Origin of the sequence: Streptomyces sp. NPDC018019 (assembly GCF_044327805.1) — a bacterium.
In the GTDB taxonomy this organism is placed as follows: Bacteria; Actinomycetota; Actinomycetes; order Streptomycetales; family Streptomycetaceae; genus Streptomyces.
Window position 1 is genome coordinate 81,482 of the sequence record NZ_JBIRGD010000016.1, and the last position, 18,750, is coordinate 100,231.

At 72.9% G+C, this 18,750-nt stretch carries 17 protein-coding genes; 3 read left to right on the forward strand and 14 right to left on the reverse strand.

Annotated features, from left to right (window positions below; all coding sequences use genetic code 11):
• The first annotated feature begins 51 nt into the window (after positions 1-51).
• Positions 52-630, forward strand: a complete 579-nt coding sequence (locus ACH4FX_RS25415; RefSeq protein WP_398482596.1) for a hypothetical protein — start codon at positions 52-54, stop codon at positions 628-630.
• Positions 631-678: 48 nt separating this feature from the next.
• Here ACH4FX_RS25415 and ACH4FX_RS25420 read toward each other — a convergent pair whose 3' ends face one another.
• The 13 genes from ACH4FX_RS25420 to ACH4FX_RS25480 form a co-directional block, all read right to left on the reverse strand.
• A complete protein-coding gene (locus ACH4FX_RS25420) occupies positions 679-1,905 on the reverse strand; it encodes a class I SAM-dependent methyltransferase (RefSeq protein WP_398482598.1) in 1,227 nt (408 codons plus the stop codon).
• Complete coding sequence (locus ACH4FX_RS25425) at positions 1,902-3,287, reverse strand: NDP-hexose 2,3-dehydratase family protein (RefSeq protein ID WP_398482600.1); 1,386 nt, start codon at positions 3,285-3,287, stop codon at positions 1,902-1,904. The genes ACH4FX_RS25420 and ACH4FX_RS25425 overlap by 4 nt, the downstream gene beginning before the upstream one ends.
• Positions 3,287-4,399 (reverse strand): DegT/DnrJ/EryC1/StrS family aminotransferase, encoded by a 1,113-nt coding sequence (locus ACH4FX_RS25430; RefSeq protein ID WP_398482602.1) that lies wholly within the window; start codon positions 4,397-4,399, stop codon positions 3,287-3,289. The genes ACH4FX_RS25425 and ACH4FX_RS25430 overlap by 1 nt, the downstream gene beginning before the upstream one ends.
• On the reverse strand, positions 4,396-5,376 hold the full coding sequence (gene rfbB, locus ACH4FX_RS25435; RefSeq protein ID WP_398482604.1) for a dTDP-glucose 4,6-dehydratase: 981 nt from the start codon (positions 5,374-5,376) through the stop codon (positions 4,396-4,398). Before rfbB ends, ACH4FX_RS25430 begins: the two co-directional genes overlap by 4 nt.
• A complete protein-coding gene (locus tag ACH4FX_RS25440; RefSeq protein ID WP_398482606.1) occupies positions 5,373-6,431 on the reverse strand; it encodes a glucose-1-phosphate thymidylyltransferase in 1,059 nt (352 codons plus the stop codon). Before ACH4FX_RS25440 ends, rfbB begins: the two co-directional genes overlap by 4 nt.
• A gap of 141 nt (positions 6,432-6,572) precedes the next feature.
• Positions 6,573-7,592, reverse strand: coding sequence for a helix-turn-helix domain-containing protein (locus ACH4FX_RS25445; RefSeq protein WP_398482608.1), 1,020 nt, complete (start codon positions 7,590-7,592; stop codon positions 6,573-6,575).
• A gap of 174 nt (positions 7,593-7,766) precedes the next feature.
• Complete coding sequence (locus tag ACH4FX_RS25450) at positions 7,767-8,219, reverse strand: hypothetical protein (RefSeq protein ID WP_398482610.1); 453 nt, start codon at positions 8,217-8,219, stop codon at positions 7,767-7,769.
• 236 nt (positions 8,220-8,455) lie between these two features.
• Positions 8,456-9,871, reverse strand: a complete 1,416-nt coding sequence (locus ACH4FX_RS25455; protein ID WP_398482612.1) for an NAD(P)/FAD-dependent oxidoreductase — start codon at positions 9,869-9,871, stop codon at positions 8,456-8,458.
• Between the two features lie 5 nt (positions 9,872-9,876).
• Positions 9,877-10,674, reverse strand: coding sequence for an ABC transporter permease (locus tag ACH4FX_RS25460; RefSeq protein ID WP_398482614.1), 798 nt, complete (start codon positions 10,672-10,674; stop codon positions 9,877-9,879).
• Positions 10,671-11,603: an ABC transporter permease gene (locus tag ACH4FX_RS25465; RefSeq protein WP_398482616.1), complete on the reverse strand. Its 933-nt coding sequence runs from the start codon at positions 11,601-11,603 to the stop codon at positions 10,671-10,673. Before ACH4FX_RS25465 ends, ACH4FX_RS25460 begins: the two co-directional genes overlap by 4 nt.
• Entirely contained in the window at positions 11,600-12,745 is a 1,146-nt protein-coding gene (locus ACH4FX_RS25470) for an ABC transporter ATP-binding protein (protein ID WP_398482618.1), read from the reverse strand. Before ACH4FX_RS25470 ends, ACH4FX_RS25465 begins: the two co-directional genes overlap by 4 nt.
• A gap of 75 nt (positions 12,746-12,820) precedes the next feature.
• Positions 12,821-14,059, reverse strand: a complete 1,239-nt coding sequence (locus tag ACH4FX_RS25475) for a PotD/PotF family extracellular solute-binding protein (RefSeq protein ID WP_398482620.1) — start codon at positions 14,057-14,059, stop codon at positions 12,821-12,823.
• Positions 14,060-14,118: 59 nt separating this feature from the next.
• Entirely contained in the window at positions 14,119-15,636 is a 1,518-nt protein-coding gene (locus tag ACH4FX_RS25480; protein WP_398482622.1) for a gamma-aminobutyraldehyde dehydrogenase, read from the reverse strand.
• Between the two features lie 201 nt (positions 15,637-15,837).
• Here ACH4FX_RS25480 and ACH4FX_RS25485 point away from each other — a divergent pair, with 201 nt between their 5' ends.
• Positions 15,838-16,476, forward strand: coding sequence for an NADAR family protein (locus ACH4FX_RS25485; protein WP_398482624.1), 639 nt, complete (start codon positions 15,838-15,840; stop codon positions 16,474-16,476).
• A gap of 7 nt (positions 16,477-16,483) precedes the next feature.
• Here the strand turns inward: ACH4FX_RS25485 and ACH4FX_RS25490 are convergent, their stop codons facing one another.
• Positions 16,484-17,551 carry a hypothetical protein gene (locus ACH4FX_RS25490; protein ID WP_398482626.1) on the reverse strand — a complete coding sequence of 356 codons (1,068 nt, stop codon included), beginning with the start codon at positions 17,549-17,551 and terminating at the stop codon, positions 16,484-16,486.
• A gap of 80 nt (positions 17,552-17,631) precedes the next feature.
• Here ACH4FX_RS25490 and ACH4FX_RS25495 point away from each other — a divergent pair, with 80 nt between their 5' ends.
• Entirely contained in the window at positions 17,632-18,705 is a 1,074-nt protein-coding gene (locus ACH4FX_RS25495; RefSeq protein WP_398482628.1) for an adenosine deaminase, read from the forward strand.
• Positions 18,706-18,750: the final 45 nt, after the last annotated feature.

Sequence of the window (18,750 nt, forward strand, 5' to 3'; positions counted from 1 at the left end):
CCACGGCCCGGCCAGGTTCCGCACACGGCATCGTCCACCGAGGGGAACTCCATGGCGAACGAGCTCAGGTACGGCGACCAGATCCACCTGCAGAACGGGTACAACGGCTGGCAGGGCGGCTACCTCGACACCAACGGGCACAGCAGCGCCGCGGGCGGCAAGTACCAGGTCTCGACCGCCGACACCCCCGCCCGCGGCAAGGGCACCGGCACCTGGGAGATCCACTCGGCCACCGGCAAGCCGTCCGGCCAGCCGGTCGTCAGCGGGGACCTGGTCTATCTGCGCAACCTCTACGGCGGCGACGGCGGCTACCTGGACAGCAACGGCCACGCCTCCGCCGCCCAGAAGAACTCGGGCGCCCTGTACGACGTGTCCACCTCCCAGTCCCGGGACCGGGCCGCGGGAACGGGCCGCTGGCGGATCTTCGCCCGCAGCTCCTCGCCGGCCGACCGGAACGTCCGGGTGGGCGACGTGGTCCACCTGTGGAACACCTACGGGGACAACGGCGGCTTCCTGGAGACCAACGGCCACAGCACGGCCTCCGGCGGCAAGTACGACCTGTGCACCAACGCGTACGTCAACCGCAGCTCCGACGTGGCCGACTGGAAGATCCACAAGGCGCAGGGCTGACCCCGTGACGGCCGGGTTCCGGTGGCCGGCCGCCACCGGAGCCCGGCCTCACACCACGTGCACCTCGGGGACGTACAGGATCCAGCGCCCGCCCACGGCCCTGAACGCCCGCTCCGCGGCCATGATTTCCGCCGCGTGGTTCCACGCGAACAGCAGCGCGTAGTCCGGGTAGGGCGCGGCGAAGGCGCCGGGCGGGCGGACCGGGATGCGGGCACCGGGGGTCAGCCTGCCCTGTTTGGCCGGGGTGGAGTCGCAGACGTACGGGACCAGGTGCGGGCCGAGGCCGCAGTAGGTGGTCACCGTGCAGCTCTTGGCCGTGGCCGCGTAGCCGGCGACGGTGCGGCCCGCTGCGCGCAGCCCCTGGAGGAGGGCCACCAGATCCCTGCGTACGCGGTCCACCCGGTCCGCGAAGGCGGCCAGTGCGGCCGGGACCGTCAGCCCCCGCGCCTCCTCCTCCGCCAGAAGTTCCGCGACGGCCGGGGCGGGGGTGCGGCGGCCGGGGCGGGCGAGGGTGTAGCGGAGCTGGCCGCCGTGGACCGGGAGCCGTTCGATGCCGACGAGCCGGAAGCCGAACCGTTCGGCCAGGGCCCGCACGGACGTCGCGGTGAAGTAGTAGCGGTGCTCGTCGTAGAACTGGTCGAAGGCGGTGCGCCCGAGGATCTCGCCGAAGTACGGGTCCTCGAAGACGAACACGCCGTCGGCGGCGAGGAGTTCGTCCAGCCCTGCGAAGAAGCCCGGCAGGTCTGCGATGTCGCAGACGGTGTTGGCCGCGTACACGACCCGGGCGCGGCCCTCGACGGCGACGACATCCCGGGCCGAACCGGCGGTCAGGAAGGTGCGGTGCACCCGTACGCCGCCGTGCCCGGAGTACCCGGACGGCTCGAAGGCGAGCGTGCGCACACCGGCGTCCGCCAGGGTCCGGAGCACGACACCGTCCGTGCAGCCGATCTCGACGGCGAAGGCGTCGCGCTTCCCGCGCATCTCGGTACGCAGCAGCTGCGTCCCGGTCGCCCGGAAGTGCTCGCGCATCACCGCCGAGCCCGACGAGTGGTACGGGTAGCCCTGGTACGGACGGCGCTCGTGCGGAATGTCGTCGGTGAGCTGGACGAGGGCGCAGCGCGCGCAGTGCCCGACGGCGAGGCGGTAGCGGAACGCGTCGCGCGCCCCGTCCACCGCGTCTCCGGGGGCCACGAAGGCCGAGGACAGCGGGTGGTGCCCGAGGTCGAGGAAGGTGTGCAGCGGCGTTTCGCAGATCCGGCACGTCGGCGTGGTCACTTCTGGCCTCCGTACGGGCCGGTCAGGCTGCGCAGGCAGGTGAGCAGGGTGCGGGCCTGGACGGTCACGTAGTGGCTGTGCCGCAGCAGGGCGGACAGCTGGCGCTCCGTCACCCACCGGTGGTCCCCCGCGTCCTCGTACGGTCCTGGCCCGTCCACCGACACGATCAGGTAGCGGTTGAGCGCGTGGTGGAACCGGCCGCCCTCTTCCGACAGGAGGGCGTCGAAGAGCACGCGTTCCGGCGGGGCGTTCAGGACCTCGTCGAGGAAGCGCGGCCGGGCCCCGGGCGGCAGCACGTCGTAGTTCTCCGGCGTGCAGCACACCGTCGCGCTCAGTTCGGCCCCGTCCACGCCGCCCGGCTCCGCGGCGGCGTGGACCAGGACGTGCGGCACGCCGTCGATGCGGGTGAGGAGGAAGGCGATGACGCCGGTCCCGCGCGGGCGCAGCATGGGCTGGGTCCAGCGCCGCACCTCCCGGCCGCGGGCCCGCACCTCGACCGCGACGATGTCGAAGAAACGGCCGGCGGCGTGGCCGATGGCGTACTCGGTGCGGTGCCAGCCCGGCAGGCCGCGCAGCGGTACGGGCCGGGTCCGCAGCCCGGTGCGGCTGCGGACGTCGGTGAGCCAGCACAGGATCTCCCGCCCGGAGTGCGCCGCGCGGCCCGCGGGCCCCGGCGGCGGGGGCAGGCAGGCCAGCACGCTCCTGGCGTCCATGTTCACCACGTCACCGGCCGCGAGCAGCGCGTGCACCCGGGGCAGCGTCATCCAGCGGTGCCCCGGCAGCACCTCGACGTCCTCCGTCGTACGCACGATCATGTTGCGGTTGCGCTTGCGGTAGAACCAGGCGCCCTGCTCCGACTGGCGTACGTCCGCGACCAGCCGGCGGGACGGTGGCTGGTGGAAGTACCGCAGGTAGGGCACCGTCCGGCCACCGTGCGCCCGGGTGAAGTTGGAGCGGGTGGCCTGCACGGTCGGCGCGAGCTGGAGGCCGCCCGCGTTGCCCGGTTCGGGTTTGGCCTGTACGAGGACGTGCGGCCGGCCGCCGAAGTCCTTGACCAGCAGGCCCAGGATGCCGGTCTCGGGCTGGTCGAGGATGGGCTGCGCCCAGTGCCGGACCGGGCCGTCGGGCGCCGAGACGGCCAGGCCCCCGACGGTGAAGAACGCGCCCCGGTCGTGGACGAGATCGCCGGTGCGCGGGTCGGTGTGCCAGCCGTCCAGCGCGTCGAGCGGTATGCGCCGGGTGCGGGTGTAGGCGCGCTCGCCGGCCTCGGCGAACCAGCGGCCGAGGCCGCCGGGCAGGGCGGCGGCGGTACGGGCCGCCGGCCGGTCGGCGGCGGGAGCGGGGGCGACGAGGGCGGGGGCGGCGGGCGCGGAGGCGCGCATCACAGCTCCCGCAGGATGTCGAGCAGCGCCTCGATCACCCTGTCCTGGACGCCGCGCGGCAGTGACGGGTACATCGGCAGCGAGAAGATCTCTCCGGCCAGCGCCTCGGTGACGGGCAGCACTCCCCGGCGGTAGCCGAGGTGCGCGAATCCGCTCATGGTGTGCACCGGCCACGGGTAACTGATGTTCAGCGCGATGTCGTGGCGCTCCCTGAGGGCACGCAGGATGCGGTCCCTTTCGGGGTGGCGGACGACGTAGAGGTAGTACACGTGGTCGTTGCCGGGGGCGGTGGCGGGCAGCACCAGGCCGCTGCCGGCCAGCGCTTCGTCGTAGCGCCGGGCCACCGCGCGGCGGGCGGCGATGTAGCGCTCCAGGCGGCGCAGCTTGCGGCGCAGGATCTCGGCGTGCAGCTCGTCCAGACGGCTGTTGTGGCCCGGCGTGCGGACGACGTAGTAGCGCTCCTGCATGCCGTAGTACCGCAACCGCCGCAGCGCGGCGTCGACTTCGGCCTCCGGGGTGAGGACCGCGCCGCCGTCGCCGTACGTGCCGAGGACCTTGGTCGGGTAGAAGGAGAACGCCGCGGCGTCGCCGAGGGTTCCCGCGAGGCGGCCGTGGTGCCGCGCGCCGTGGGCCTGCGCGCAGTCCTCCAGTACGGCCAGTCCGTGCGCCTCAGCGACGGCGCGGAGCGGCGCCATGTCCACGCACTGTCCGTAGAGGTGCACGGGCAGCAGAGCGCGGGTGCGGTCGGTCACGGCCGCCGCGACCTGCTCGGTGTCCATCAGGTACGTATCGGGGCGCACGTCCGCGAAGACCGGGACGGCACCGGCCGCGTCGATGGCCAGCACGGTCGGCGCGGCGGTGTTGGAGACGGTCACCACCTCGTCGCCGGGGCGGATGCCGAGGGCCTGGAGGGCGAGGATGACGGCGTCGGTGCCGTTGCCGACGCCCACGCAGTGCCCGGCCCCGTGCCAGGCCGCGTACTCGGCCTCGAAACCGCGCACGCTCGCGCCGAGCACGAGCTGTCCGGAGCGGAAGACCGTGTCGACGGCGTCGAGCACATCGGCCCGTTCGTCCGCGTACTCCGCCAGGTAGTCCCACACATGAGTGGTCATCGGTGTGCCGCCTCTTTCCACCAGTCGGGGTGCTCGCGGTACCAGGCGACGGTGCCGGCCAGGCCGCGGTCGAAGTCGGTGCGCGGACGGTGGCCCAGCTCCGCGCGGATCTTGGTCGCGTCGAGGGCGTAGCGCCGGTCGTGGCCCTTGCGGTCGCGCACCCGGCGGACGCGGGACCAGTCGGCTCCGCACAGCCGGAGCAGGTGCGCGGTCAGCGCGCGGTTGGTGCGCGGGGTGCCGCCGCCGACGTGGTAGATCTCGCCGGCCCGGCCGTGGTGGAGGACCCGGTGGACGGCCCGGCAGTGGTCGTCGACGTGCAGCCATTCGCGGACGTTGCCGCCGTCCCCGTACAGGGGCAGGTCGCGGCCCTCCAGGAGGCGGGTCACGAAGCACGGGATGAGCTTCTCGGGGTGCTGGTAGGGCCCGTAGGTGTTGCAGCCGCGGGTGACCGACACGTGCAGGCCGTGGGAGCGGTGGCAGGCCAGCGCGAAGAGGTCGGCCGCCGCCTTGGACGCCGCGTACGGCGAGCGGGGCGCCACCGGCTGGTCCTCGGTCCACGCGCCGTGCTCGATGGAGCCGTACACCTCGTCCGTGGAGATGTGCACCACCCGGGGGACGCCGGTGCGCAGGCAGGCGTCGAGGAGCGTCTGGGTGCCGAGGACGTTGGTGCGGACGAAGTCGGGCGCGGTGTCCGGGTCGAGCGAGCGGTCCACGTGCGACTCGGCCGCGAAGTGCAGTACGGCGTCGTGGCCGGGCAGCAGCGCGAGCAGCAGCGGCAGGTCGCAGACGTCGCCGCGGACGAAGTCCAGGCGTGGGTGGCGGGCGGGCAGGCCGGCGCGGTTCCCGGCGTAGGTGAGCAGGTCCAGCACGGTCACGCGGGTGCCCGCGTCACCCTGCTCCCCGAAGCCGCCGCCCAGGAGCGTACGGACGTAGTGCGATCCGATGAAGCCGGCGCCGCCGGTGACCAGGAGTCTCACGCCGCCACCTCGATGCGGGTGTCGTCGCCCACCACCAGCCGGTGCCGGCCGGCACCGGGGCCGATGCGGGCGGCACGGCCGATCAGCGAGCCGGACAGGCCGCCGACCCCGTGGATGGTGACGCCGTCGAGGGCGATGGAGTCCTCCAGCCCCGCCCGGCGCAGCTCGCAGCCGTGGCCGAGGGAGGTGTACGGGCCGACGCGGCTGTCCTCGACGACGGTGCCCGCGCCGACGAGCGCCGGGCCCGCGATCCGCGAGCCGGTCACCCGTGCCCCGGCCTCGATCACGACGGGCCCGGTCAGCCGGCTCGCGGCGTCCACGGTGCCCGACACCGATGGCCGTAGGCCCTCCAGCAGCTTGCGGTTGCACGCGAGGACGTCCTCGACGCGGCCGGTGTCGCGCCAGTAGCCGCCGTACTCCCCCGCCCGGACCTCGGCGCCCGCGGTGATCAGCCACTGCACGGCATCGGTGATCTCCCGTTCGCCGCGCCGTCCCGGTCCGGTCGCGGCCACCGCCCGGTGGACGGCGGCGGTGAAGAAGTAGACGCCGACCAGCGCCAGGTCGCTGCGCGGCCGGTCCGGCTTCTCCGTCACCCGCACCACCGCGCGGTCCGCGTCCAGTTCGGCGACGCCGAAGCGGCGCGGGTCGGGCACCTTCTGGACCACCAGCTGCGCGGCCGGACGGCGGGCGGCGAATTCCGCGGCGAGTGCGCCGATGCCCTCGGGCAGCATGGTGTCGCCGAGGTACAGCACGAAATCATCCGCGCCGAGGAATTCCCGGCCCAGGGCCACGCAGTGCGCCAGGCCCAGCGGCTGTTCCTGGCGCAGGTAGGTGAGCCGTACGCCGAGGTCCGCACCGTCGCCGAGGGCCGCCGCGATGTGCCGGTCCGGGGCGCCGACGACGATGCCGATATCGGTGACGCCGATGTCCCGGATGTTTTCCAGCACATGCCGCAGTACCGGTTTGCCCGCGATCGGGATCAATTGCTTGGGCATCGAGTAAGTGAAAGGGCGGAGACGGGTTCCCGTTCCGCCGGACAGCACCAGAGCCTTCATGAAAGGGAGTGTCGGACCGGCCGCCGTACGGGAAAAGAGGCGGCCGGTGGACCGAACCGGCCGTGTCCCTTTCGGTCCACCGCCCGGCCCCCGGCGCCCCTCACCGGCCGGTCGTCTCCCCTGCGTGCGGTGCGCCGTACGTCAGGCGGACGACGCCGGCAGATATCCCAGCTGGGCCGCGAGCACACCCGCCTGGAACCGGCTGCGCGCCTTCATCCCCGTCATCGCGTCGGTCGCGATCCGGCGTGCGGTACGGGCCGAGACGCCCAGCCGCCGGGCGACCGTGGCGTCCGTGTGGCCCTCGGCGAGCAGTTGCAGCGCGGCGAGGTGCTGGCGGGTGAAGCCGTGCGCCGCCCGCCGGACCGGCGATGGGCCCAGCCGTTCCGCCGCTGCCCACACCGCGTCGAACAGCGTGCTCAGCGCGGTGACGACGTCGGGCACCCGGACGGCGACGGCGGCCTCCGCGGTGCCCTCGCCGGCCGTGAAGACGAGCGCGGACCGCCGGTCGGCGACGGCCATGCGGGTGGGCAGCACGGCGGCGGTACGGACCTCGGCGCCGGCCGATGCCAGCCGTTCGGCGTGCGCCACGGCCGCCGGGTCGTGCCGGGCGCTGTCGAGGCAGACGGTGCGCACCCGGATTCCACGTGCGAGGACGTCTTCCTGCATCCGCCGGGACGCCGGCAATTCGGGGGCCGGGCAGGGCTGCCCGGCGGCGAATATCTGCAATTCCTCCTCGGCGCGGGTGCCGAGTTCCGTCAGATGGTCGCTGATCCGGTCGGCACCCACCATCCGGAACATTCCGTGTTCGGCGGTGGGATGCTGGTGCGTGGCGAATTCGGAGACCAGCCGGGCGGCGGCTGCCCGGCTTTCCTCCACGCGCTGCTGCTGCGCGGCGAGTTCGGCCTGCTGCCGGGCCAGCAGAATGTCCATGCCCAGGCGCGGGCTCACCGCGTACAGCCGCCCGGGACGCTCCGTGGAAGGGCGCGCCAGCGCGAGGTCGGCCAGCCGGTCGAGGGCCCGCTCGGTCTCCTGCTCGGGCATTCCCGTGCAGGACGCCAATTCCGCCACGGTGGCGTGCGGTCGCGCCAGCAGGGCGCGGTATACCGATTCCGTCGCCGGTTCGACGCCCAGCCGTCCGAGAACGTGCTCCGATGTGCGCATGTTTCCCCCTGAGATGCGGCACCTGAAGGCGACGGCGGGCGCCCCACACGCCCGGCCCGTCGGGGAGCCTCTGCGGGCGTCCCACCCGGGACCACGGATGAAGGGGCCCGGAGGACTCAACGCCGCGCCGCGGAACGTGCGTCTGTGTCCGGTCTCACGGCGCCGCCGCACGGCTCACCGGCCGCCGGCGAGCCGTGCGGCCGCCTCGTGCATCGCCAGTTCGAGCACCGCCGGTTCGGTGAGCCGCCCCGTACCGTCGGGGGCGACCAGCCAGCGCACACCGCCCGTCGCCCGGCCCGGGTACGGCACCACGATCCAGCTGCCGCGGCCCGCGCCGCGCACCCCCGTTCCCAGCCAGCGCGCGGCCGTGCCGGGTGGCACGAAGAAGCCCGTACGGGCGTCCCCGAAGTCTCCGAGCACCGGCCCCGGCTGTTCCGTGACGCGGGTCAGGACGTCCAGGGTCGGGCGTCCCAGCGCGCCGGGCACGATCAGCACGTCCCAGAGCCGGCCGGCCGGGAGGAGCGCGACCCCGAGGGGGTTGCGTTCCCACTCCCATCGGCAGGTGTCGGGTTCGGCTGCCGCCGTCACCAGCCATTCCACTGCGTTCTTGGCCCCCGCGGCGTCCATGTCCCCTCGTTTCCGCGGTCCGCTCGGACCGCTGTCCGCCCGGTGAGAGACAGCGGAGGCGGCATCCTTACACGGGTTTGACGGGGTTTTTCGCGGTGGGCGGAAGCAGTGGGGGGCGTGGGGTGGCGTACGGGAGGGCTTCGGGAGGCGGGCGCGCCCCAACGGGGAGCGGGCGCGCTCACGAGGAAGCGGGCGCGCCGGGAGGAGCAGGCGCGCCCGCGGCGCGGCCGGCCCGGTCAGCTGTCGAAACCGAGCCCGGCCTTGTCCATCGCCCGCAGCCACAGGTTGCGCCGGCCGCCGTGGGTGTCGGCCCGGGTCATGGCCCACTGGGTGAGGCCGATGCCGGCCCAGCGCAGCGGCTCCGGCGGGAACGGCAGCGGCTTCGTGCGGACCATCTCCAGCTCCGTGCGCTCGGTGCGCTCGCCCGCCAGCAGGTCGAGCATCACCTCCGCGCCGAAGCGGGTGGCGCCCACGCCCAGGCCCGTGTAGCCGGCCGCGTAGGCGACCCGCCCGGCGTGCGCGGTGCCGAAGAAGGCCGAGAAGCGCGAGCAGGTGTCGATGGCGCCGCCCCAGGCATGGGTGAAGCGCAGGCCCGCCAGCTGCGGGAAGTACTGGAAGAAGTGCCGGGCCAGCTTCTCGTAGGTGGCCGGGCGGTGGTCGTACTCGGCGCGGACCGACGCGCCGAAGCGGTAGACGGCGTCGTAACCGCCCCACAGGATGCGGTGGTCGGCGGTCAGCCGGAAGTAGTGGAAGTGGTGGTTGCTGTCGGACAGGCCCTGGCGGCCCCGCCAGCCGATGGCGGCGAGCTGTCCGTCGCTCAGCGGCTCGGTCATCAGCGCGTGGTCGTAGACCGGGACGACGTACGGGCGCACACGGCGCACCAGGGACGGGAAGACGTTGGTGCCCAGCGCGACCCGGCGGGCGAAGACCCGGCCGTAGGGCGTGCGGGCCGCCATGCCCAGGCCGTCGGCGGCCAGCGCGGTGGCCGGGGTGTGCTCGTAGATCCGTACGCCGAGGTCCAGGCACGCCTTCTTCAGTCCCCAGGCGAGGCGGGCGGGGTGGAGCATGGCGACGCCCCTGCGGTCCCAGAGGCCGGCGAGGAAGGCCGGCGAGTCGATCTGCGCCCGCAGCGCCTCGCGGTCGAGGAACTCGAAGCCGGGCAGGCCCAGCCGCGCGGCCTGTTCGGCGCCCTCCTTCAGCTCGGCGACCTGGTGGGGTTCGGTGGCGATGCTGATCTCGCCGGTGCGCTCGAAGGCGCAGTCGATGCCGTAGCGGGCGACGGCGTCCTCGATGGCGTCGAGGTTGCGGGCGCCGAGTTCTTCGAGCCGCTTGAGCTCGCCCGGCCAGCGGTCCAGGCCGTTGCCGAGGCCGTGGGTCAGGGAGGCGGCGCAGAAGCCGCCGTTGCGGCCGGACGCGGCCCAGCCGACCTCCTGGCCCTCGACGAGGACGACGTCGCGCGCGGGGTCGCGCTCCTTGGCCAGCAGGGCGGTCCACAGGCCCGAGTAACCGCCGCCGACGACGAGCAGGTCGGTGTGTTCGTCGGCGACGAGGGCGGGGAGGGCGGCCGGGCGGTCCTCGTCGTCCAGCCAGAAGGAGGTCGGTGCGGCGTCCGCGAGGGCGTGGACGGGGTTGGTCATGGCAGCTCGTGCCATGGTTCTCAGCTCCTCTTCCGGCGTCCGGAGAGCAGCTGGGCCCCCAGGACGCAGAGCACGGCGATCAGGAACATCGCCGTTCCGATGACATTGATCTGAACGGGTGTGCCACGCTGCGCCGATCCCCAGACGAACATGGGGAACGTCACAGTCGAGCCGGCGTTGAAGTTGGTGATGATGAAGTCGTCGAAGGACAGCGCGAAGGAGAGCAGCGCGCCGGCGGCGATGCCGGGCGCGGCGATCGGCAGGGTCACGCGCAGGAAGGTCTGCGCGGGTGACGCGTAGAGGTCCTGGGCCGCCTGTTCCAGGCGCGGGTCCATGCTCATCACCCGGGCCTTGACCGCCGTGACGACGAAGCTCAGGCAGAACATGACGTGCGCGATCAGGATCGTCCAGAAGCCGAACCGGATACCCATGTTGAGGAACAGGGTGGCCAGCGAGGCGGCCATCACCACTTCGGGCATCGCCATCGGCAGGAAGATCAGGGTGTTGACGGCGGGGCGGGCGCGGAAGCGGTAGCGGGCCAGCGCGAAGGCGATCATGGTGCCCAGAACGGTCGCACCGACCGTCGCCGCGACCGCGATCCGCAGGCTCAGGCCCAGTGAGCCGCACAGGTCGGCGACGCCGCACGGATCGGCCCAGGCGTCCGCCGAGAAGCGCTGCCACTCGTAGTTGAAGCGGCCGTTGGGCTTGTTGAACGAGAAGACCAGCACGATCAGGTTGGGCAGCAGCAGGTATCCGAGCGTGCCGAGGCCCGCGAGCACGACGAGGTGGCGGCGCAGCCACCGGAGTACGGCCCTCACACCAGGTCCTCCGTCCCGGACTTGCGGATGTAGAGCGTGACCATGGCGAGGATCGCCGCCATGAGGATGAAGGAGAGCGCGGCCGCCGTCGGGTAGTCCAGGACGCGCAGGAACTGCGACTGGATGACGTTGCCGATCATCTTCTGGTCGGTGGAGCCGAGCAGTTCGGCGTTGATGTAGTCGCCGGCGGCCGGGATGAAGGTCAGCAGCGTGCCGGCCACCACGCCTGGCATGGACAGCGGGAAGGTCACCCGGCGGAAGGTGGTCGCGGGCCGGGCGTACAGGTCGCCGGCGGCCTCGTGCAGCCGCGGGTCGATGCGCTCCAGCGAGGTGTACAGCGGCAGCACCATGAACGGCAGGAAGTTGTACGTCAGACCGCAGACCACCGCCAGCGGCGTGGCCAGCACCCGCTGTCCCTCGGTGAGCCCCAGCCAGCTCGTCACGTCCAGCACGTGCAGCGAGTTCAGCACGCCGACCACCGGACCGCCGTCCGCCAGGATCGTCTTCCAGGCCAGCGTGCGGATCAGGAAGCTGGTGAAGAACGGGGCGATGACCAGGATCATCACGAGGTTGCGCCAGCGGCCCGCCTTGAAGGCGATGAGGTACGCGAGCGGGTAGCCCAGGACCAGGCAGAGCACGGTCGCGGTGGCCGCGTAGCCCACGGAGCGCAGGAACTGCGGCCAGTACTCGCCGAGCGCGTCCCAGTAGGTGGCGAAGTGCCAGGTGACCTTGAAGCCCTCTTCGAGGGAGCCGGTCTGCACGGACGTGGACGCCTGGTAGACCAGCGGCGCGGCGAAGAAGACGACCAGCCACAGGATGCCGGGGAGGAGCAGCCAGTACGGGACGAGCCGCTTGCGCGTCGTGCGCCCGCGGGCCTGTGGCGCGTCCTCGGGGGCGGCGGGTGGCGGCGCCTCGGTGGTCGTCGTCATGCCGCCTCCTCGCCGGTGTCCGCGCCGGCCCCGATGTCCTGGGAGGCGTCCAGGCCGAAGGTGTGCGCGGGGCTCCAGTGGAGAACCACCTCGGCGCCGGGCACCAGGCGGGGGTCGCGCTCGACGTTCTGCTCGTAGACGGCGAGGCGGCCGGCGCCCGGGGACTCCACGACGTACTGCGTGCTGACGCCGAGGAAACCGGCGTCCCGGATCCGGCCGGGCAGCCGGTTGCGGCCCTCGGCGATGCCGCCCGCGTCGTCGGCGTGCGTGAGGCTGATCTTCTCGGGCCGGACGCCGGCCAGCACCTGCCCACCGGCGCGGGCGGTGGCGCGACATCGCCCGGCGGGCAGCCGCAGCTTGGTCTCCCCCGCGCTGAGCAGCAGGTCGTCGCCGGCCGTCACCACCTCGGCGGCGATGAGGTTGGAGGTGCCCAGGAAGTTGGCGACGAAGGTGGTGGCCGGGTTCTCGTACAGGTCGGCGGGGGCGCCGAGCTGCTCGACCCGGCCGCCGTTCATCACCGCGACCGTGTCGGCCATCGTCAGGGCCTCCTCCTGGTCGTGGGTGACGTGCACGAACGTGATGCCGACCTCGGTCTGGATGCGCTTGAGTTCGAGCTGCATCTGACGGCGCAGCTTGAGGTCGAGGGCGCCCAGCGGCTCGTCCAGGAGGAGTACCCGCGGGTGGTTGATCAGCGCGCGGGCGACCGCGACGCGCTGCTGCTGGCCGCCGGAGAGCTGCTGTGGCTTGCGGCGCGCCATCGGACCGAGTTCGACCAGGTCGAGCATCTCCTCGACCTGTTTCTTCACGGACTTGATGCCACGGCGGCGCAGGCCGAACGCGACGTTCTCGTAGATGTCCAGATGCGGGAAGAGCGCGTAGTTCTGGAAGACGGTGTTGACCGGGCGCTTGTACGGGGGCAGCGCGGTGACGTCCGCGCCGTCCAGCTCGACGGTGCCGGTGGTCGGGTCCTCCAGGCCCGCGATCATACGCAGGGTGGTGGTCTTGCCGCAGCCGGAGGCGCCCAGCAGCGCGAAGAAGGAGCCCGCCGGGACCGTCAGGTCGAGCGGGTGGACGGCGGTGAAGGAGCCGTAGGTCTTGCTGATCCCGGAGAGGCGGACGTCGCCACCGGAGGTCTGTGTCATGGGTGGTCCCGTGGGTCGGAGGGCGGGCGCTTGCCGGTGCTGCCGGCGGGGGGCGGGCCGGTCGCCGGGCCGGTCTCAGGCGCCCGTGAGGTCGGCGAACTTCCGGGCGAAGTCCTTGCTCTCCTCGGCGCCGAGGGCGCGGAAGGAATGCGACCGGGCGGCCATCTCCCGGTCCGGGAGGATCAGCGGGTTGTCCGCCAGATCCCGGTCGATCTTCGCCAGTTCCTCGCGTACGCCGTCGACCGGGCACACATAGTTGATGTACGCGGCGATCCGCGCCGCCACCTTCGGCTCATAGCAGTAGTCGATCAGGCGCTCGGCGTTCTTCTTGTGGCGGGCCCGGTTCGGCACCAGCAGATTGTCCGTGGACGTCATGTAGCCGGCGCGCGGCACGGCGTACCTGATGTCCGGGTTGTCCTGCTGGAGCTGGACGACGTCCCCCGCCCAGGCCACGCACGCCGCGAGGTCGCCCTTGCTGAGGTCGTTGATGTAGTCGTTGCCGGTGAAGCGGCGGATCTGCTTGTCGTCCACGCCCTTCTGGAGCCGGGCGACGGCGGCGTCGAAATCGTCCGCCGTACAGTCCTCCGGGCGCTTGCCCATGTCCAGGAGCGTCAGCCCGACGCTGTCGCGCATCTCGGAGAGGAAACCGACCCTCCCCTTGAGACGCGGATCGTCCAGAAGCTGGCTGACGGAATCGACCGTGCGCCCGCCGGTGGCCTTCGTGTTGTACGCGATGACCGCCGGAATGCCCGTCCACGGGTAGGAATGGGCGCGTCCCGGGTCCCAGTCCGGATCGCGGAACTGGGCGGAGAGGCGGGAGCGCGCGTGCGGCAGATGCGCGGCGTCCAGCTTCTGGACCCAGCCGAGCCCGATCATCCGCGCGCACATCCAGTCGGTGAGCACGATCAGGTCCCGGCCGGTGTCCTGCCCGGCTGCCAGCTGCGCCTGGATCTTGCCGAAGAACTCGTCGTTGTCGTTGATGTCCTCGGTGTACTTCACCGCGATGCCGGTACGCCGGGTGAAGGCGTCCAGTGTGGGCCGGCGCTCGCCGTCGTCGCCGACGTCCAGGTACTCCGTCCAGTTGGAGAAGACGACACGCTTCTCCTCCGCGGAGTGGTCCGTGGACCGGCCGGCGTCCGTACGGCCCGCGGGCGGGATGCCGCAGGCCGACAGCGCGCCGAGGCCGCCGAGCACCGGCACGCCCGCGCGCAGCAGCGACCGTCGTGTCATGGCCATCCGGCCGTCGGTGAGGCTGCGCCGTACGGCGGCCAGCTCGGGCGCGGACAGGCTCCCGGGGTGCTGGGGGTCCTCCATGCGCGGTGCCCTTTCAGGTGAGCCCATCGGTCGGCCGGTGCGGCGGGTGCCGCGCGCTCTCAGGTGCGGTCCCCGAAGACGGTCCGGTGCCAGTCCTTCCTGGCAATCCCGGTGTTGTCGTACATGACGTGCTTGACCTGCGTGTACTCCTCGAAGGAGTAGGCGGACATGTCCTTGCCGAAGCCGCTGGCCTTGGAGCCGCCGTGCGGCATCTCGCTGAGGATCGGAATGTGGTCGTTGACCCAGACGCAGCCCGCCTTGATCTCGCGGGTGGCGCGGCCGGTGCGGTAGACGTCCCGGCTCCACGCGGAGGCCGCGAGGCCGTACGGGGTGTCGTTGGCCAGCGCGATCCCCTCGTCGTCGCTGTCGAAGGGCAGCACGGCCAGCACCGGCCCGAAGATCTCGCTCTGGACCACCTCGCTGTCCTGTGCGGCGTCCGTGATCAGCGTCGGCAGGTAGTACGCGCCCTTGGCCAGGTCGCCCTGCGGGGCCGCGCCGCCGGTGACGACGGTGGCGTAGGACCGGGCCCGCTCGACGAACCCGGCGACCCGGTCGCGCTGGGTGTGCGAGATCAGCGGACCGAGATCGGTGGCCGGGTCGAACGGGTCGCCGAGCCGTACGGCCGCCATCAGGTCGGCGACACCGCCGACGAAGGCGTCGTAGAGCGGGCGCTGCACATAGGCGCGGGTGGCGGCGGTGCAGTCCTGCCCGGTGTTGATCAGCGCGCCGGCCACCGCGCCGTGCACCGCGGCCTCCAGGTCGGCGTCGTCGAAGACCACGAAGGGGGCCTTGCCGCCGAGTTCGAGGTGCAGCCGCTTGACGGTGCCGGTGGCGATCTCGGCGACCCGCTTGCCGACCGCCGTCGAACCGGTGAAGGAGGTCATGGCGACCCCCGGGTGGGCGACCAGGTGCTCGCCGGCCTCCCGGCCCGCGCCGGAGACGATGTTGAGCACGCCGTCGGGGATGCCCGCCTCGGTCGCCGCCTGGGCGAACATCACCGAGGTCAGCGGGGTGATCTCGGCGGGCTTGAGGACGATCGTGTTGCCCGCCGCGATGGCCGGCAGCACCTTCCAGGCGGCCATCTGGAGGGGATAGTTCCAGGGCGCGATGGAGCCGACGACACCGATCGGCTCGCGACGGATCACGGAGGTGTGGTCGGGGCTGTACTCCCCCGCCGACCTGCCTTCCAGGTGCCGCGCGGCGCCCGCGAAGAAGGCCGCGTTGTCGACCGAGCCCGGTACGTCGAACTCCGCGCTGAGCTTGGCCGGCTTGCCGCACTGGAGGGATTCGGCGTACGCCAGCTCACCGGCCCGCTCGCCGAGGACGGCGGCGAAGCGGTGCAGGGCGTCGGAGCGCTCGCCGGGGGTCGCGCCGGACCACGCGGGAAAGGCCCGTTGCGCGGCGTCCACCGCCGCGTCCACGTCCGCCGTCGAGGCCAGCCGGTAGCCGTACACCTGCTCTCCGGTGGCCGGATCGACCACGTACTGGGTGCGGCCGGAGCTGCCGTCCCGAAGCCCGCCGGCGAGGTACTGCGCGCCCTCGGCGAATCGTTCTCGCACGTCGAATCGCTGGATCATGGTGCTCTCCTCCGCCGGGCGCCGGGGCCGCTCGGCGCACACCCTGGCGTAGCTCTTTCCGGAATCGATGGCTGATCTTGACAGAGGAGCAAGGCCCCAACAAGGGATTCCGTTGTTGCCTTTTGGTTACGCGACGGATTCTGCGATTTCCGTGGTCCGGCGCCCCGACACGTTGTCAGTGCCGGCTGACAGAATCCCGGCATGATGCACGACAGCACGGGGGGCACGGGGATGAACGAGTCACGGAGCGGCGCGGCGGACGGGCCGCGGTCGGTCGAGGAGCTGACCGCGGGGACGGCCGCGGGCGAGCGGTACAAGTACGTGTATTTCTGGGGCCACTCGCCCCGCCGCGACGGGCAGTTGGGAGCGAGCTGCTTCAGCCAGTGGTGGCCGTCGCCGTTCACGGTCGACGGCGTGCGGTACGCCACCGCCGAGCACTGGATGATGGCCTGCAAGGCCCGGCTGTTCGAGGACCCGGAGGCGGAGCGGCGGGCGGTGGCCGCCACCCACCCGAAGCAGGCCAAGGACGCGGGCCGCTCGGTGCGCGGCTTCGACGGCGCCCGGTGGGAGCGGCACCGCTTCGCCTACGTGGTCGAGGGCAATGTGCACAAGTTCGGCCAGGACGACGCCCTGCGCGCGTACCTCCTGGGGACGGGCTCCCGCGTCCTGGTCGAGGCCAGCCCGCTGGACCGCATATGGGGGATCGGCCTGGCCGCCGACGACGAGCGCGCACAGGACCCGGCGCGCTGGCGCGGACTGAACCTGCTCGGCTTCGCCCTGATGGAGGCCCGGCAGCGGCTGGCGGCGGGGGCGGTGCCCGCGGAGGGCGCGGAGGACTAGGAGGGCCTTAGGCCGGGACGAGCGGCTGCGCGGCCGGCCGGCCCGGAAGGGCGGTCGGACCGGGGAGAGCGGTGAGGTCGGGAAGGGCGGCCGGGCCGGTGGTGGCCGGGGTGGCCGGGGCCTGGTAGGCGTGCGGGCCGGGTGCGGGTGCGGCTTCGTACGTGTCGGGGCCGGTGTCGTCGTCGGAGCCACCGGAGCCGTTCGAGTCGCCGGGGCCGTCGGGGTCCCCGTATCCGGGGCCGCCGTCGGAGCCCGGACCGTCGGAGCCGGGGCCGGGGCCGTCGGAGTGGCCCGGGTCCCAGACGTCCTGGTCGTGCCGGGGCTCGGCGGTGGTCACGAGAAACACGACCATGAGCACGCTCAGCAGCAGCGCGACGGCGCCGAGGATCATCCCGCCCAGTGCGCTCCCGCCGTTGTCCGCCTCGCCCCGGGACGCCTTGGCCCGGCCGACGGCACCGAAGATGATCGCGAGCACACCGAGGAGGATGCCGAAGACCACCGTGACGCCGAGGAGGGCACCCACGATGCCGAGGACGAGTGCGGCCGTGCCGAGCCCGTTGTCCGGCCCGGCGGGCAGCCAGTACGGCTGGTAGCCGGGCGGTCCCGGGTGGCCGCCCGCGTACGGAGCGCCGCCCCAGCCGTGCCCGGCGGTGCCGTACGGCCCCTCACCGGCGCCGTGGGGACGGCCCGTGGTGCCGTAAGCGAGGCCGTCACCGTACGGAGGGGCATCCGCGCCGCCGCCGTACGGGACCCCGGGCCGCTGTCCGTCCGCCCCGGCGCCGGATATCGGCGGGACACCGGAACCGGGCGGCGCGTACGCCCCTGCCGTGCCCGGCGCGGGCGGCGGCGGGGGAACGTCGTACCGGCCGCCCGGGACGTCCGTCGCGGGCCCGGCCGCCGCGACGGCCGGCACCGGCGCGCCCGCCGTCGGCACGCCCGCCATCGGCGCATCCGTCTTCGGCAGGTCCGCCGTCGGCACGCCTGTCTGCGCGGCCGTCTGCGGCGCGGACGGCGGCTCGCGGTCCTCCGGCGGCGCCCACGGGTCGCGCGGTCCGGGCTGCTGACTGTCGGACATCGACACCCCCACACTCCCCCACGTTCGCTGTAGGCCCATGCTAAGACCTGCGCCGATCGGGAAAACCGGCCCCGCATACGATGATTCCCGTCCGCGGCACGCCCAGCTCGCCCCTCGACCAGGAGGAACCGTTGTCCGATCTCGACGCCTTCATCGCCGGACTGCCCAAGGCCGAGCTGCACGTCCACCACGTCGGATCGGCGTCCCCGCGCATCGTCTCCGAGCTGGCCGCCCGCCACCCGGACTCCGCGGTCCCCACCGACCCCGAGGCGCTCACCGACTACTTCACCTTCCGCGACTTCGCCCACTTCATCCAGGTCTACCTCTCCGTCGTGGACCTGATCCGCGACGCCGAGGACGTCCGGCTGCTGACCTACGAGGTCGCCCGGGACATGGCGCGGCAGAACATCCGCTACGCCGAGCTGACCGTCACCCCGTACAGCTCCACCCGCCGCGGCATCCCGGACACCGCCTTCGTCGAGGCCATCGAGGACGCCCGCCGGGCCGCGGAGGCCGAGCTGGGCGTGGTGCTGCGCTGGTGCTTCGACATCCCGGGCGAGGCCGGGCTGGACGCGGCCGAGGAGACCACGCGCATCGCCTGCGACCTGCGGCCGGAGGGCCTGGTCTCGTTCGGGCTCGGCGGCCCGGAGATCGGTGTGCCGCGCCCGCAGTTCAAGCCGTACTTCGACCGCGCCATCGCCGCCGGCCTGCACTCGGTCCCGCACGCCGGGGAGACCACCGGCCCGCAGACCGTCTGGGACGCGCTCACCGACCTGCGTGCCGAGCGGATCGGCCACGGCACCAGCTCCGCCCAGGACCCGAAGCTGCTGGCCCACCTCGCCGAGCACCGCATCCCGCTGGAGGTCTGTCCGACCTCGAACATCGCCACCCGCGCCGTGCGCACCCTCGACGAGCACCCGCTGAAGGCGATGGCCGACGCGGGCGTCCTGGTGACGATCAACAGCGACGACCCGCCGATGTTCGGTACGGACCTGTGCCTGGAGTACGGCGTCGCCGCGCGCCTGCTGGACCTCGACGCGGCCGGGGTCGCCGCCCTGGCCAAGAACGCCGTCGAGGCGTCCTTCATGGACGCCACCGCGAAGGCCGCGCTGACCGCCGAGATCGACGACTACACGGCGACGTGGCCGCGGTGAGCGCCCCGCGGCCCGCTCCGGTCCCGGCGTCCGCTCCCGCTTCGG